Genomic DNA, 14,603 nt, shown 5'->3' with positions numbered 1-14,603 from the left:
GATTCACCCTCCCGTCACGGTTGGGAAAAAACCCACTTCATCACCATCTATCAACGGCTCATCGAGCCCACACATGTCCTGGTTGCGGGAACACATGAGGTTCTGTTCAGCCAGCACCCGCCAAACACCGGAACGATGCATCAGGTGCTGACGCAACTGATCGACAGAAGTGAAATCACCTTCAATCATTTCAACGTCAAGGCCCAGCGTTTCGCGGTACCGCGAGAAATACAAAACATTCAGCTTCATTGTTCCTGCGCCTGATACCAACCGCTTTTACCACCCCGTTTCTCCAACAATCGCACCGATTCGATACTCATACCCCGGTCCACGGCCTTGCACATGTCATACAGGGTCAAGGCCGCCACACTGGCGGCGGTCAGTGCCTCCATCTCGACACCGGTCTGTCCGGACAATTTGCACCGAGAAACAATGCGTACGCGTTGGTCACCTTCAAAACTCAACTCAACGTTAACACTGCTCAAAAGCAGCGGGTGACAGAGCGGAATCAACTCGCTCGTGCGTTTGGCCGCCTGAATGCCAGCGATCCGCGCTACCGCAAATACGTCACCTTTAGGGTGGGCACCACCGGCAATCAGTTGTCGGGTCTCTGCAAGCATATGAACCCATGCTTCAGCCACTGCTTCTCGGGACGTCACGCATTTATCCGTAACATCGACCATTCGTGAGCGTCCCAGTGAGTCGAGGTGAGTCAGCGTCAATTCAGTCATAAGCAATAAGCCTTGCCCTTCCAACTGTCGGTGTCAGCGCAGAATACAGAGCAGGCCGACTCATGCGGTTGACATCAATCAAGTAATCCAAACAAGGCCATTCCTGCAACCTTGCGTATATCTGGATGTCGAGCACGGCACATGCTTACAGGATCTTGGCTGCTGGCATTTCGAAAAGACGCAGGTAAAGCGTCACCAACAAGGCAATCCTTCCGACGGTGTAGTCCGTCAGCCCGAGCGCGCTTGAACTGGGCTGTGGCGATGGCTGGCTGTTGTGGACGCTGGCTGACGGGCTATCAAGGCGCTCGGTGTGGATGGCGACGCGACGCTGGTCAAGGCCGCACGGGCAGCGGGCTCTTCGCAGGTGCATTTGGCGAACTGTGAAATGTTGGTAGAGGCGAAGGTGGACATCGGCAGCCACTACGACCTTATCCGCCCAGGAAAAGCGGAAGTGCCAGCACTTGGCGCCTTTCGTATTCACGAAAAGAGCGAGGCCGTCGTAGTCAGGGAGGGTGTAGTCCTTGGAAAATTTATAAATTTGACCATTATGTATGGAATCTGCCCCCATGAGTTTTAACTGGGACAGTGACCAGCTCACAAGAAATACGACGGTCTGCAAGAATTACAGAAACACACAGTGGGCTCTGAATATGCCTGATCACAGCAAGATGAATTGATGACCTAAAGGATAAAGATCAGTGATGTTTGATCAAGTAAACATCACTGATTAAAGACCCCATTGCGTCATAGACCGAGCTGCGACAATTAGCCTCCCTCAGCGAATCCCCCCTGAAAAATTCGGTGCTAGTGTGCTGTTCGCGAAATAAATTTCTGCATGTTTGCACTACACTTCAGGTGCCATTCCTACCTTGGAGAGTTCTTGGTGAGCGCTCTGGACATTACGCTTAGCCCCGAAGAATTTGCCGAACTGAGCCGCCGCGTCATAACCAAGCTCGTTGAGCGCGGTAGAAAGCGTTGCGCGAATACCGTGCCCGTCAGCTGGGTTTCATAGCCCATGCACTTGAGCGCTACGCTGAGGGTGTTCTCGCTGATTCGCTTTGACAGGTCACTGCGATGCGGCAGTAATTAGCGCTGTGCTGGACGCCTGAACTTGAGCTTGAGCAACTCCCGGACGATCGCGATTACCTGACGTGAAAGCGGAACCACATAAGGCGGAATCTTGTTGCTACCCTCCTTGCGTAATCGCACCTGCAACTGCTTAACAATCACCGCCGGTATAGTCCAAATTCCCCGATCCAAGTCAAACTGGTCAGGCTCAGCTAATCGCAATTCGCCTGTTCGCACGCCAGCCAGGAACAGCAAGCGCAAACCCAAAACAGTTGCTTTGCTACCACCGTAATGCCGCAACTTTTACAGGAAGACAGGAAGGTCTTCCATGAGTAGATAGAGGTTGTTTGTCACTGGCGGCTTGGGAATGGCGACAATATCAGTCAAAGGCATACGTACATCTCCTCGTCTCGATCGATTGAGGAGAGATGTACGGGTTCCAGCAATGCATCATCTATCTGAAAACTGGCACGTCCTGGGTCCGGATTTCGATGTACGTTTTAATGTACAAAAAAAGCGTGGCTGGGGGTGGCTTTCAGTAGAAATCACTGGAACGAAAAAAAGAGGCCTAAGCCTCTATTTTCAATGACTTACAGATTTCAGTAGACATCTGTAGATCAATATTTGGAGCGGGAAACGAGACTCGTATCTGGTGTCCGACTCATTGAAATTTAAGGGTTTTATTTTCTTGCCGAGGCAGGAAAAGACTTAATCCTGGACTTGTTTTTTTGGCTGTATCAAGAGAAAGAAAGGGATTAATCCAAGACACGCTACTGGGTTCTACCTCAAGCCAGTTTCAACTCGCCGATGGCCGCAGCATAGTGCGCGTTGAGCATCATCGCCCCTATCATGGCACGCTCAGTCAACTCTGGCCGTTGCGCTCAAGCATCACCCACCACCGGGACTTAAAGTCGAAGTGCCAGGGGACATTCCCCCGCTCACAATTCCAAGAATAGAGCCACTTCAATGAGCCTGACAAAATCCCTGCCAGCGTGCCTGGCACTCAGCTTCGCGTCATTTGCCGCCCATGCAGCCGACGGCCCTCCTCCACCTTCCGTAAGCCAACCCAGCGGTATCAACCTGGGCGGCACCAGCTTCTACGACGGGTTTGCGGGGCCACCCGGGCTGACTCACCAGACCTACCTGAAGTTCAGCACCGCCAGCAGCATCAGGACCAACGGCGGCAAGAAAAACGGCGCCTTCGATGACCCGAAGATCAACGTCATCACGATGATCAATCAGCTGAGCTACTACTCACCCGACACTTTCGCGGGTGGGGCACACCTGGGATGGAGCCTGCTGGTCCCCGTCGTCTCCCTGGACGGCGACTTTGGTGACAATGGTGCCAAGCTCAAGGACAACGCTACCGGCCTGGGCGATGTCACGGTGGGGCCACAGGTCCAGTTCGATCCGATCGTCGACGCCAGCGGCCGGCCGGTTTTCGTGCAGCGCATGGCCTTCGACACCATCCTGCCAACGGGCAAGTACGACAAAGACAAAGACATGAACCCTGGCTCCAACCACTTCTCCCTGAACCCCTACTGGGCAGCGACCTGGATGCCGGCACCCCGTTGGGAAGTGAGTTGGAGACTGAACTATCTGTACAACTTCAAGAACGACGATCCGGCGAGCAGTTCGCAGCAGTTCTTTGAAGGGCAAGCGGTGCGCGACACCCAGTCAGGACAGTCGGCATGGGCCAACTTCACCGCCTCGTACGAAGTGTTCCCGAAGGTCTCGGTCGGCATCAACGGCTACTACTTCCGGCAGATTTCGGATGACAAGGTCAACGGCAACACCCTGACCGACTCCCGGGAAAAGGTGCTGGGCTTTGGCCCGGGCCTGTTCTGGAAAATCACCGAAGACAAAGCCTTCTGGCTCAACACCTATAAAGAAACCGGCGTCGAGAATCGCTCCCGAGCGGATTACCAGGTGCAGGTTCGCTACGTTCACAAGTTCTGATTGACGTGTAGGCCGGCTCACGCATGAGCGGGCTCTTTACCTGAGGTGATGCTTCATGAACGCACTCGACTCCATCGACAGCAAAAAATCACTGGGCGCCATCTGCCTGATGATGGTCATTTCCCTGGGGACGCTGCAGATCCAGCCGATCCTGGGCGGTGCCTTGATCGACCAGCTCGGCCTGCCACTCAATGCAATCGGCGCGATCTTCGCCGCGGAACTCATGGCGATGGCCATCGCCTGCGGGGTCTGCGCCCTGTTCATGGCGAGCGTCGACCGGCGCCGCTTCGCCCTGGTGGCCTTGTTGATCCTGGCATTGGGTAACCTGGCCAGTACACAACTGCACAGTCAGACCGGGCTGGTCATTTCCAGGATGATCTGCGGCGCCAGCGGCGGCGCGGTCATGGCGGTGGTCTATGCCACCGCAGCGCTGCGCACGTCCAAGGATGCGACCTTCGCCGTCATCAACATCGGCAACCTGCTGTGGGGCATGCTGCTGGTGACCTCCATGCCGCTGGTCCTTCAAACATTTGGCGTGAATGGGGCGTTTTCCCTGTTGGCGATCACCAGCGTGCTAGCGGCGCTGGGTTGCTGGAGAGTGCCCAAGCGCTACCCGGACACCCATCGCGCGGCCAATGGCTCGACCCAGCCATTCGGTCTCACCGCCATGCTGTTGATCCTGCTGTTGATCCTGCTGTTTGCCCTGCTGTTCTTCGGCCACTCGGCCCTGTGGGTGTACCAGGAACGCATCGGCAAGAGCCTCGGCCTGGAGCCCCAGCAGATTGGCGGCATCCTCGGCGGCAGCATCCTTGCCGGTGCCCTTGGCGCCGGGCTCGCCGGGCTGATCGGACGGCGCCTGGGCCTGCTGTTTCCGCAACTGTTGAGCTTCGGCACGGCATTGCTGGCGACCTTGATCATGGTCTATGGCACCAGCCCCGTTGCCTTTATCACCACGGCCTGCCTGATCCATATGGTCTGGTTTTTCAGCCTGCCCTACCTGCTTTCCATGGCGGCGGAACTGGACCCTTCCGGTCGACTGGCAGGCCTGGGTAACGCTGCGATTTTCATCGGCCAGGGACTCGGCCCGTTTGGCGCCGCACTGGTCGTGGGCGAGGGACACTTCCGCGCGGTCGGATGGCTGGCCGCCTCAGCCTATCTGCTAGCCTTGGTGATCTCGTGCCTGGTCGTTGCACGCTTTCGCCGCGGCGTGAAGCCATCCGGGCCGGCGATGTCCCCGCAAACGGCCTGAACATGAACGAACCCGCACATTGACGAGATTGCCTGATGAGTATTCCATTCCCTCAAACCCCTGAATTTTCCGGCGCTCTCTACACGCCCAGCCGCGTGGAAGCAGAGGTGTTCGATCTTGAGATCGAAGGCATCCTGCCCGCTTCGATCTGTGGGACTTTTTATCAGGTGGCGCCAGACCCGCAGTACCCCCCCATGCTGGGTCACGATATTTTCTTCAACGGCGACGGCGTGGTCAGCCGCTTCAACTTTGCCAATGGCAAGGTCTCGATGCGACGCCGCTACGTGAAGACCGATCGCCTGCTGGCCCAGCGCCGTGAAGGGCGTTCGCTCAACGGCGTCTATCGAAACGTCTACACCAATGACCCCCTCGCGGCGAAAAACAACACCACCGCCAACACCACCGTTATCCCTCACAACGGCGTCCTGTTGGCGCTCAAGGAAGATGCCCTGCCTTGGGCGATGGATCTCGAAACCCTGGAAACCCTCGGCGAATGGAGCTTTGATGGGCAGATCAAAGCTGCGACGTTCACCGCCCACCCCAAGCTCGATCCGGTGACAGGCAACCTGCTGGCCTGCAGTTATGAGGCCAAAGGCGACGGCACGCCTGACCTGGCCTATTTCGAACTCTCGCCTGACGGAAAGCTGCTGCACGAGATCTGGTTCCAGGCGCCTTATGCGGCGATGGTGCATGATTTCGCGGTGACCGAACGGTACGTGGTGTTCCCGTTGATTCCGTTGACGGTGGACGTCGAGCGCATGAAAAACGGCGGGCCACATTTCCAGTGGCAACCCGACCTGCCCCAGCTGTTCGCCATCGTGCCGCGCAACGGGCGTGGGGAAGATGTGCGTTGGTTCAAGGGGCCCAAGGACGGTTTCCAGGGGCATACGCTCAATGCGTTCGATGAGGACGGCAAGGTGTATGTGGACATGCCGGTCACCGGAGGGAATATCTTCTACTTCTTCCCCCAGGCCGACGGCTACGTACCACCGCCTGAAACCCTGGCCGCCAGCCTGATGCGCTGGACCTTCGACCTGAATGGCGCGCAGGAGGACGTTCAACCGCAGCCTCTGACGGAATATCCCTGCGAGTTTCCACGGTGTGATGATCGCTACATCGGTCGAAAGTACCAGCATGGTTTCCTGCTCGCCTTTGATCCTGAGCGTCCTTACAACCCGGCGAATGGGCCGATACCCTTCCAGTTTTTCAACCTGCTGGCGCACCTGGACCTGCAGACAGGCCGCACCGACGCCTGGTTTCCCGGCGACAGCGGATGCTTCCAGGAGCCCATCTTCATACCGCGCTCGGCGGATGCAGAGGAAGCCGATGGCTACGTGGTTGCCCTGCTCAACCTCATTGCCGAAGGGCGCAGTGAACTGGTCGTGCTGGACACCCGTGACGTGGCCAGCGGTCCCATTGCCCGGATCAGGATTCCCTTCCGGATGCGCATGTCGCTGCATGGCTGCTGGGCACCAAGCAATTGATTGGCATCGGGCCCTGATGCCCGTCAATTAAGCACAATCCCTGTGGGAGCGAGCTTGCTCGCGATGGCGGCGGTTCAGTTACATGAGTATTGAACTGGCAGACCTCATCGCGAGCAAGCTCGCTCCCACAGGTTTAGAGCCTTTTGCGCACCTCTCGCGGCCCCTGCCATCTGCGGTGGCTGCCTGCCTCCCCTCCCTTTGCTCCCCAAGTCCGCCAAAGGGACAGCCTCGCCAAAAAATACATAAATTCCATATTTTAGGATTTTTGTATAAATCCTGCTTTACAGGATTTTATAGCAAGACTAGATTAACCCTCATTGCACCCTCCCTCTTCCCAGGAGCCTCCATGAAACTCGCAAGCTTTATTGTCCAAGGCCGTAGCAGCTACGGTGTGGTCGAAGGTGATCAAATCATCGACCTGGAATCGCTCAAGCCAACCCTTGGCAGCGATCTCAAACAGGCCATCGGCCACAACCGCCTGAACGAACTGAGCGCTGCGCGCCTGGCAAGCCTGCCGCGTATCCCCTTGGCTGACGTGACGTTCCTGCCGGTGATCCCGAACCCGGGCAAAGTGCTGTGCATCGGCATCAACTACGCCACTCATGTGCGCGAAACCGGTCGGGAAATGCCGATCTATCCGATGATCTTCACCCGCTTCGCCGACAGCCAGACTGCCCACCTGCAACCCATCGTTCGCCCAACCGCGTCCCACAAGCTTGATTTCGAGGGCGAGCTGGCGGTGGTGATCGGTAAAGCGGCCCGCCACGTCAAGCATGCCGACGCGCTGGACTACGTCGCCGGTTATGCCTGTTACAACGACGGCAGTGTCCGCGACTGGCAGAAGCACACCATTCAGTTCGTCCCCGGCAAGAACTTCCCGAACACCGGCGGTTTCGGCCCCTGGTTGGTGACCGGCGACGAGATCGGCGACCCGCAGGACCTGGAATTGACCACCCGCCTCAATGGCGAAGTGATGCAGCACACCCGCACCAGCGACATGATTTTCGATGTGCGCCAGTTGATCGAGTACTGCTCCACCTTCACCGAGCTGGCCCCCGGTGACGTGATTGTCACCGGCACCACCGGCGGCGTCGGAGCGTTCCGCGAGCCGCCGGTGTGGATGAAACCGGGCGACGAAGTCGAGATCGAGATCGCTCGAATCGGCACCCTGCGCAACAGCATCGTGGACGAGCAATAAGCATGGAAAACCTACACACCCCTGACGCCCTGCCCGAGCAGGATGGCGACAGCAAAGGCTCGAGCCTGGAGCGCATGTTGCGGGTACTCGACCTGTTCACCGAACAGAGCCCGATCTGGGCGGTGGACGACATGGGCGGCGCCTTGGGCTTTACCCGTTCGACGATCTACCGCTATGTGCGCGAATTGGCCGAGGCCAACCTGTTGTTCCAGGTCGAAGCCGGGCGTTATGCCCTCGGCGCGCGGATCATTACCTGGGACCGCCAGCTGCGCCTGAGCGACCCCCTCGTACGCGCCGCACAAGCGCTTGAGCCCAACTTCCCGCAGTGGAGCGAACATCAGGTGTGGCTGATCTGCCGGCTGTTCAAGAACCAGGTCGTGTGCATTCACCAGCACGGGGACCTGTTCAGTGAGGTCAGCTACTCCCGTGGTTCGCCCAGGCCGTTGTTCCTGGGTGCGACGTCCAAGGCGATCCTCGCCAACATGACCTCGCGCCAACACAGCCAACTGTTTCTCGACCACCCCGATGAAGTGCGCGCCAGTCAACTTGGCCAGACCTGGGAGGCGTTTCGTCGCTCGCTGCAGCAACTGCGTCGCCAAGGCTATGTGGCCAGCGCAGGTGAAGTCGACGCGGGCGTCTATGGTCTGGCCGCGCCGATTTTCGACGGCGATGGCAAGGTCGTCGGCAGCATCAGTTGCGTGCGCCCGGTGCGAGAACGCGACAGTGCCCAGGAAGAGACACAAGGGCAGCAGATCCTTGCCCTGGCGCAGGATCTGTCACAACGCATGGCTGCGCTCGCCAACCGCGCCAAGCCACTGGGCTGAGCCATCCGGAAGGGAATAACAATGACAACCCTCAAACGCATCAACACCCAGGTCCTGATCATCGGCGCCGGTCCCACCGGACTGACCCTGGCCAACCTGCTCGGCCAAGCCGATGTGGACACCCTGATCATCGACCGCAAGCCGGGCACCGTGACCGAGCCGCGGGCGGTTTCAATCGATGACGAATCCTTGCGCACCATGCAGGCCATCGGGCTCGATGCCGCCGTGCTGCGTGATGTCGTGCCCGGCTACGGCGTGCATTACTTCACCCGGCCCGGCGGTCGCTGCTTCGGCAAGGTCGAGCCGACCGGCAAGCTGTATGGCTTCCCCAAGCGCAACGCCTTTCGCCAACCGCTGTTTGAAAACACCCTCAGGACAGGTCTCGAACGTTTTGCCAACCTGACGGCTCGGTTCAGCCACGACTTGGTGGAATTCACCCAGGACCAACACGGCGTGTGCGCACTGGTGCGTGACGCCGAAGGACAACTGATGGAAGTCCACGCGGCTTACCTGGTGGCCTGCGACGGCGGCCGTAGCCCGGTGCGCAAGCAACTCGGGATCGAGATGGTCGGCTCGAGCTTCTCCTCGCGCTGGCTGGTGGTCGATACCGACCAGGACGACGACCCCTTCTGGCAGACCCGCGTGTATTGCGACGCCAGGCGCCCGGTGGTGGAAGTGCCCGGCCCTCACCGTACGCGCCGATTCGAGTTCCTGCTCAAGCCCGATGAAACGGACGAACAGGTGCTCGACGAAACCTGCCTGCAAGCATTGCTTCGCCCGTTCAAGGGAGACGCGCCGGTTTCCATCGTGCGCAAGACGGTCTACACCTTCCACGCCCGGGTCGCCGAGCGGTGGCAGGTGCAGCGGGTGTTTCTCGCCGGCGACGCCGCGCACCTGACCCCGCCCTATGCCGGGCAAGGCATGAACAGCGGCGTTCGCGATGCCCATAACCTGGGCTGGAAGCTGGTCGGCGTGCTGAAGGGAAAAATGGCGGAAAACGCACTGCTGTCCTACGAAAGCGAGCGTCGTGATCATGCGTGGGCATTGATCAAGTTGGCCTTGAACCTCGGCGTGGTCATGGCACCGGCCACCGTCCTGCGCGCTCGCCTGATCAGTGGGGCATTCGCCTTGATCGGCCTGTTGCCGCCGTTGCGCGATTATTTCCTGCAAATGCGCTTCAAGCCCAAACCCCGCTTCACTCGGGGCCTGGTGCTGACCGAGGGGCAAGCAGGCACATTGTCCTGCGGACAGATGTTCCCGCAACCGATGCTCACCGACGCCCACGGCCAGGAACGCCTGCTCGACGACGCCATCGGCGCCGGCTTCGCCTTGATTCAATACGGCGACCCGACCCGCCAGCGTATCGATGAACTCAAGCATGGCCTCTGGAGCCACCTTGAAGCCAGACGCATCCTGATCCTGCCCGCGTCTGTCCAGGCCATGCCATCGATCCCGGGCTGCACGGTGCTCCAGGACCGTGAAGGCCAGCTCAAAACCCTGCTGGGCGATTCGCACCCGTTCCTGCTGCTGCGCCCGGATCGCTATATCGCCGCGATTTTCGACAAGGCTACCGAAACCCGGGCCGCCGAATCGTTGCAGTCGCTGTTTGGCATCAGCGTGGCCCACAGCAGCGCAATCGAGCCGAGCATCGCGCCCGTCTTTCATTAAACCTTCAAGCACAGAGGTGGTTATGCAAACACTCCAGACTTCCACACCTGCACGCCTGTGCTACCTGCACCTGGCGAGCAAGGACGCGCAACGGCAAATCGATTTCTATCGACGGATGCTGGACATGGACAGCCAGGCGCAAGCCGATGGCAGCTGGATGCTCAGCGGCCCGCAACGCGCCATGCTCGTGTCTCCCGCCGACCACAGCGGCCTGCTCGCGGCGGCGTTCGACCTGGGCAGTCAGCCTCGACTGCAAGCACTGCGGGTTCGCCTGCTCGGCAACGGCTGCGTCATCGAAGAGGTCGACTCGCCGCTGCTCGAAACGGGGGCTTTCCTGATCCGTGATCCCCAGGGCCGGCAAACGATATTTGGCGTCGCTCACCCTGCTCTCCAGGCCTCAGGCCAAGGCATGCCCGGCCGCTTGCAACACGTGGTGTTCCAGACCACGGAGCTGGAAGCCATGATTGATTTCTACGTCAACACGGTGGGCTTTACCGTTTCGGACAATGTCGTGGACGAGCAGACCGGCCAACTCACGACGTGCTTCCTGCGCTCGGACGACGAACACCACACCTTGGCGTTTTTCCGCGGTTCGAAAAACGAGTGGGACCACCACTGTTACGAAACCAACGAATGGAATGACATCCGCGACTGGGGTGATCGCTTCGCCAAGGAGCGCATCACCATTTTCTTCGGCCCCGGCCGACATGGGCCGGGCAACAATCTGTTCTTCATGGTGGTCGATGCCGATCGCAACCGCCTGGAGTTCTCGGCTGAGCTCGAAGTCACCGATGCCAGCCGCCAGCCCGGTGTCTGGGCACAGGAGGAATACACACTCAATTCCTGGGGCCGCGCCTGGATCAGGAGCTGAGCAATTTTCCCCATCGGCGTTTGCACCCTTGATTTCTAAACGAGGCGACCACCTGCCTCCAAAGGTAAAAGACCATGACGACTCAACCGCTCGTGCCCTACGCCATCAACGGCGACCAATACATCAACGGCACCTGGCGTGCAGGGCGCTCCGCACGCCGCCTGGACGACCGCAATCCCTTCAATGGCGAACAATTGCTGGAGATGCCCCTGGCCTCGATTGCCGATCTCGACGACGCCTATCAGGCCGCGCACCAGGCGCAGGCAGCGTGGGCACAGCTGCATCCCACCCAGCGCGGCGCACAACTTGAAAAGCTCGCCCAAGTCATCCAGAACCGCCGTGAAGAGATCATCGACTGGCTGATCCACGAGTCCGGCAGCACCCGGATCAAGGCGAGCATGGAATGGCAATTCACGCTGAACCTGGTGCGCGAATGCACGACGATGCCGATGCAGGTTGAAGGTCGGATCCTGACCAGCTACAAGCCCGGCGAACAGAGTTTTGTCTTCCGTGAGCCCTTGGGTGTGGTGGGCGTGATCAGCCCATGGAATTTCCCGCTGTACCTGAGCATGCGCTCGGTGGTGCCGGCACTCGCCCTGGGCAACACGATCGTGCTCAAGCCCGCCAGCGACACAGCGGTGACCGGCGGCCTGCTGATTGCCCACCTGTTCGAAGAAGCCGGCTTCCCCGAGGGTTCGCTCAACGTCGTGGTCGGCGCAGGCTCGGAAATCGGCGATGCCTTCGTCGAGCACCCGGTGCCAAGCCTGATTTCCTTCACCGGTTCGACGGATGTGGGACGCAATGTCGGCCGTATTGCCACCGGAGGCAAACACATCAAGCGCGTGGCGCTGGAACTGGGCGGCAACGCGCCGCTGGTGGTGCTGGATGACGCCGACATTGAAGTTGCGGCGCACGCTGCGGTGGTCGGGCGTTTCCTGCACCAGGGCCAAATCTGCATGAGCGTCAACCGGGTGATCGTCGACCGCTCGCTGTATGCCGATTTCGCGGCGCTGGTAGTAGAGCGCGTGCGCAACCTCAAGACCGGTGACCCTGCCCTGGCGGATACGGTGATCGGGCCAGTGGTCAATCAGAGCCAGCTCGATGGCCTGCTGCGCAAAATCGATGGTGCCCAGCGTGCCGGCCTCAAGCCGCTTTGCGGCGGTCCGGCATCCGGGCTGGTGCTACCGGCTCACGTGTTCGGCGAAGTAGCAGCCGATCAGGAACTGGCCCGCGATGAAACGTTCGGCCCCCTGCTGCCGCTGCTGGTCGCAGAAAACGAAACCCATGCATTGGCGTTGGCGAACGCCAGCGAGTATGGCCTGTCCAGCGCCGTGTTCACTCGGGACATGGCCCGTGGCTTGAATTTCGCCCGTGGCATTGTGGCGGGCATGACCCATATCAACGACATCACCGTCGATGACCAACCCAATGCCCCGTTCGGTGGTGAAAAGAATTCCGGCCTCGGTCGCTTCAACGGTCACTATGCCCTGGATGAGTTTACCCGTGCCCATTGGGTGACTTGGCAGCCCGGAGGCCATCACTACCCGTTCTGAGTCTTTGGCACCCTTGATCAGACCCGGATCGGGCAAATCGACCCCTTTGCCCGATCCGTCAGAAAACAATAATAAATAGAGGCGAAAAATGAACCATTTAGCCTGCGTGTCCACCGATCAGGTTGTTCGCTCCGACCGCCTGATGAAATGGAAAGAGTTCATGAGCGATCACCTGGGGCGTACGCCGGACTATATAAAACGGCTGGAATCGACGTTCATCGACCCGTTGCATGACAGCAACTTCCAGGGTCGGCTGGAGTACGGGGACCTGGGCCATTTGCGTTTCTGTCGAATGACCGCCAGCGCCCATCGATATTCGCGCCACCTGAGCAAAGCGATCGACGCCCTCGACACGCCGCGCATGTTGATCATGCAGGTAGCTGGCGTCAGTCATTTCGAGCAGGGCCAGCAAAGCAGCGTGCTGGCCCCTGACGAAATGCTCCTGGTGGACTGCGGCAAACCTTTCAACGTGACCAGCACGCAAGGTTGCGAACACTTCATCCTGCTATTCCAGGGGGCATCCGGGCAGCTCGCGCAAACCGCCGACATGCACCTTAACGGTCGCAATGGACTGGGGCGGATGCTCATGCACCTGATCAGCGATGCCTACAACCAATACCCCTTGCTGAACAACCATTCGGCCGGGCTGATCGGTGACAGCATCACCGGGCTGCTGGATAACGCGCTGAAGAACAAACAGGAAGAAAAGCAACTCGAACACGACTTCCGCTTCTTCAAGCAAAACCGCCTCAAGGCGTACATCGAGCGCCACCTGGCCGACCGCGACCTGACCATCGAACGCATCGCCAACGCCGAACAGTGCTCGGTGCGCAGCCTGCACCGCGCCTTCCAGGATGAACTGGGGTGCAGTGTCAGCGAATACATCTGGCAGCGGCGCCTGTTACGTTGTGCCGAAGACCTGCGCAACCGGGAACATGCCCACCGCTCGCTCACCGAGATCGCCTACGCCTGGGGCTATGGCAGCAGCTCCCACTTCAGCCGGCATTTCAAATCGACGTTCGGCATGTCGCCTCGGCTATTCCGCGACACCGCGAGTGACTGTCGGGAAAAATCGACGGCGGCTTGAGCCAGTTTCCAATTCCTATGGTTCACCATTCCCCTGTGGGAGCTGAGCTTGCTCGCGATGGCAGTGGATCAGCTGGCAGGAATGTTGAATGTGCTGACGCTATCGCGAGCAAGCTCGCTCCCACAAGGGTGGCTCAGGGGTTCATGGATTCAGTGTTCACCACAAATCCTCTGTGGGAACTGAGCTTACTCACTGCCACATACTGCCGGCATCGAAGATCGGCAGGCTGATGCTCGGGGCAAACGTCCAGGCACCACTGCCGGACTTGAAGAGACCGGACAAGGCCGAGCTTGAGGAACCGGCAATGGCCGTCAGGCTGATGCTGGGAAAGAACGCCGCACGGGCGGCGCCGATGTCGATATTGGCCGACTTGAGCGTGTGCTCGGCGGCCAGCACATCGGGGCGTCGTTGCAACAGACTGGAAGGCAGCTCTGCCGGCACCAGCGCCGCGGCCGATTCCAGGTACGCGCCCGGTAACAACTCTTCGGGAATGTCGCTGCCCACCAGCAGGCGCAATGCGTTGCGATCCTGCAGGATCTGGCTTTCATACGCCGCCGCGTCGACTCCACGGTGGTTTGCGCCTGGGCCACGGAAAGACCGGAGGAGCCGCCCAAGGCGTGGCTGCGTTGGGTCAATTCGTAGGTCGCCTGCTGGCTGCGCAAGGTCTCCTGGGCCAGGTGCAGGCGCTCGTTGTCAGCCGCCAGGGTCAGCCAGGCCGTGGCCACTTCGGCCACCAGCTCACTGTCGCGCAGCTTGGCGAGCTTATCCCGCAACGCGGCCGTCTGCTCAAGCAACACCATCTGATCGCTGCTCGGCGGCGTCCCCTGCCCTAACCGAGCGTTAAGCGCATCCAGTTGGTCGAGAAACAGCAGGGTAAAACTGTCGCCAGCCGTCTGCGCCAGTGCCTGCAT

11 protein-coding genes and 3 pseudogenes are annotated in these 14,603 nt (G+C 59.6%); 10 read left to right on the top strand and 4 right to left on the bottom strand.

The window, feature by feature from the left end; translation table 11 throughout:
• Positions 1 to 3 precede the first annotated feature (3 nt).
• A complete protein-coding gene (locus QMK51_RS12155; RefSeq protein ID WP_320394190.1) occupies positions 4 to 249 on the bottom strand; it encodes a MoaD/ThiS family protein in 246 nt (81 codons plus the stop codon).
• Positions 246 to 731: a cyclic pyranopterin monophosphate synthase MoaC gene (moaC, locus tag QMK51_RS12150; RefSeq protein ID WP_320394189.1), complete on the bottom strand. Its 486-nt coding sequence runs from the start codon at positions 729 to 731 to the stop codon at positions 246 to 248. The genes QMK51_RS12155 and moaC overlap by 4 nt, the downstream gene beginning before the upstream one ends.
• Before the next feature lie 226 nt (positions 732 to 957).
• On the opposite strand from moaC, the pseudogene QMK51_RS12145 reads away from it, so the two are divergent.
• Positions 958 to 1,164, top strand: a pseudogene (locus tag QMK51_RS12145) (methyltransferase domain-containing protein); the annotation flags it as partial.
• Positions 1,165 to 1,674: 510 nt separating this feature from the next.
• Here the strand turns inward: QMK51_RS12145 and QMK51_RS12140 are convergent.
• Positions 1,675 to 2,180 (bottom strand): annotated as a pseudogene (locus QMK51_RS12140) (tyrosine-type recombinase/integrase); the annotation flags it as partial.
• A 585-nt stretch (positions 2,181 to 2,765) separates the two neighbouring features.
• Between QMK51_RS12140 and QMK51_RS12135 the strand changes: the two are divergent.
• From QMK51_RS12135 to QMK51_RS12095, 9 genes are all read left to right on the top strand, one after another.
• The gene (locus tag QMK51_RS12135) at positions 2,766 to 3,758 is read left to right on the top strand and encodes a transporter (protein ID WP_320394188.1); all 993 of its coding nucleotides are present in this window, start codon (positions 2,766 to 2,768) and stop codon (positions 3,756 to 3,758) included.
• Between the two features lie 55 nt (positions 3,759 to 3,813).
• The gene (locus QMK51_RS12130) at positions 3,814 to 5,007 is read left to right on the top strand and encodes an MFS transporter (protein WP_320394187.1); all 1,194 of its coding nucleotides are present in this window, start codon (positions 3,814 to 3,816) and stop codon (positions 5,005 to 5,007) included.
• 35 nt (positions 5,008 to 5,042) lie between these two features.
• Entirely contained in the window at positions 5,043 to 6,491 is a 1,449-nt protein-coding gene (locus QMK51_RS12125) for a carotenoid oxygenase family protein (protein ID WP_320394186.1), read from the top strand.
• A 346-nt stretch (positions 6,492 to 6,837) separates the two neighbouring features.
• Positions 6,838 to 7,689 carry a fumarylacetoacetate hydrolase family protein gene (locus QMK51_RS12120; protein ID WP_320394185.1) on the top strand — a complete coding sequence of 284 codons (852 nt, stop codon included), beginning with the start codon at positions 6,838 to 6,840 and terminating at the stop codon, positions 7,687 to 7,689.
• Between the two features lie 2 nt (positions 7,690 to 7,691).
• Positions 7,692 to 8,513 carry an IclR family transcriptional regulator gene (locus tag QMK51_RS12115; protein WP_320394184.1) on the top strand — a complete coding sequence of 274 codons (822 nt, stop codon included), beginning with the start codon at positions 7,692 to 7,694 and terminating at the stop codon, positions 8,511 to 8,513.
• A 21-nt stretch (positions 8,514 to 8,534) separates the two neighbouring features.
• Positions 8,535 to 10,181 (top strand): bifunctional 3-(3-hydroxy-phenyl)propionate/3-hydroxycinnamic acid hydroxylase, encoded by a 1,647-nt coding sequence (locus QMK51_RS12110; protein WP_320394183.1) that lies wholly within the window; start codon positions 8,535 to 8,537, stop codon positions 10,179 to 10,181.
• Between the two features lie 22 nt (positions 10,182 to 10,203).
• Entirely contained in the window at positions 10,204 to 11,052 is an 849-nt protein-coding gene (locus tag QMK51_RS12105) for a VOC family protein (RefSeq protein WP_258700290.1), read from the top strand.
• 74 nt (positions 11,053 to 11,126) lie between these two features.
• Positions 11,127 to 12,605, top strand: coding sequence for an aldehyde dehydrogenase family protein (locus QMK51_RS12100; protein WP_320394182.1), 1,479 nt, complete (start codon positions 11,127 to 11,129; stop codon positions 12,603 to 12,605).
• 88 nt (positions 12,606 to 12,693) lie between these two features.
• Positions 12,694 to 13,692, top strand: coding sequence for a helix-turn-helix domain-containing protein (locus QMK51_RS12095; RefSeq protein WP_320394181.1), 999 nt, complete (start codon positions 12,694 to 12,696; stop codon positions 13,690 to 13,692).
• A gap of 201 nt (positions 13,693 to 13,893) precedes the next feature.
• Here QMK51_RS12095 and QMK51_RS12090 read toward each other — a convergent pair.
• Positions 13,894 to 14,477: pseudogene (locus QMK51_RS12090) on the bottom strand (TolC family protein); the annotation flags it as partial.
• Between the last annotated feature and the right edge of the window lie 126 nt (positions 14,478 to 14,603).

It is taken from the genome of Pseudomonas sp. P9_31 (assembly GCF_034008235.1).
In the GTDB taxonomy this organism is placed as follows: Bacteria; Pseudomonadota; Gammaproteobacteria; order Pseudomonadales; family Pseudomonadaceae; genus Aquipseudomonas.
The sequence above is the reverse complement of the archived record's forward strand: the minus strand, read 5'-3'. Positions and strand labels throughout refer to the sequence as shown.

Excerpts from the sequence above, each read along its gene's own strand:
- QMK51_RS12155 (WP_320394190.1), bottom strand. The coding sequence starts at position 249 with ATGAAGCTGAATGTTTTGTATTTCTCGCGGTACCGCGAAACGCTGGGC.
- moaC (WP_320394189.1), bottom strand. The coding sequence starts at position 731 with ATGACTGAATTGACGCTGACTCACCTCGACTCACTGGGACGCTCACGA.
- QMK51_RS12135 (WP_320394188.1), top strand. The coding sequence starts at position 2,766 with ATGAGCCTGACAAAATCCCTGCCAGCGTGCCTGGCACTCAGCTTCGCG.
- QMK51_RS12130 (WP_320394187.1), top strand. The coding sequence starts at position 3,814 with ATGAACGCACTCGACTCCATCGACAGCAAAAAATCACTGGGCGCCATC.
- QMK51_RS12125 (WP_320394186.1), top strand. The coding sequence starts at position 5,043 with ATGAGTATTCCATTCCCTCAAACCCCTGAATTTTCCGGCGCTCTCTAC.
- QMK51_RS12120 (WP_320394185.1), top strand. The coding sequence starts at position 6,838 with ATGAAACTCGCAAGCTTTATTGTCCAAGGCCGTAGCAGCTACGGTGTG.
- QMK51_RS12115 (WP_320394184.1), top strand. The coding sequence starts at position 7,692 with ATGGAAAACCTACACACCCCTGACGCCCTGCCCGAGCAGGATGGCGAC.
- QMK51_RS12110 (WP_320394183.1), top strand. The coding sequence starts at position 8,535 with ATGACAACCCTCAAACGCATCAACACCCAGGTCCTGATCATCGGCGCC.
- QMK51_RS12105 (WP_258700290.1), top strand. The coding sequence starts at position 10,204 with ATGCAAACACTCCAGACTTCCACACCTGCACGCCTGTGCTACCTGCAC.
- QMK51_RS12100 (WP_320394182.1), top strand. The coding sequence starts at position 11,127 with ATGACGACTCAACCGCTCGTGCCCTACGCCATCAACGGCGACCAATAC.
- QMK51_RS12095 (WP_320394181.1), top strand. The coding sequence starts at position 12,694 with ATGAACCATTTAGCCTGCGTGTCCACCGATCAGGTTGTTCGCTCCGAC.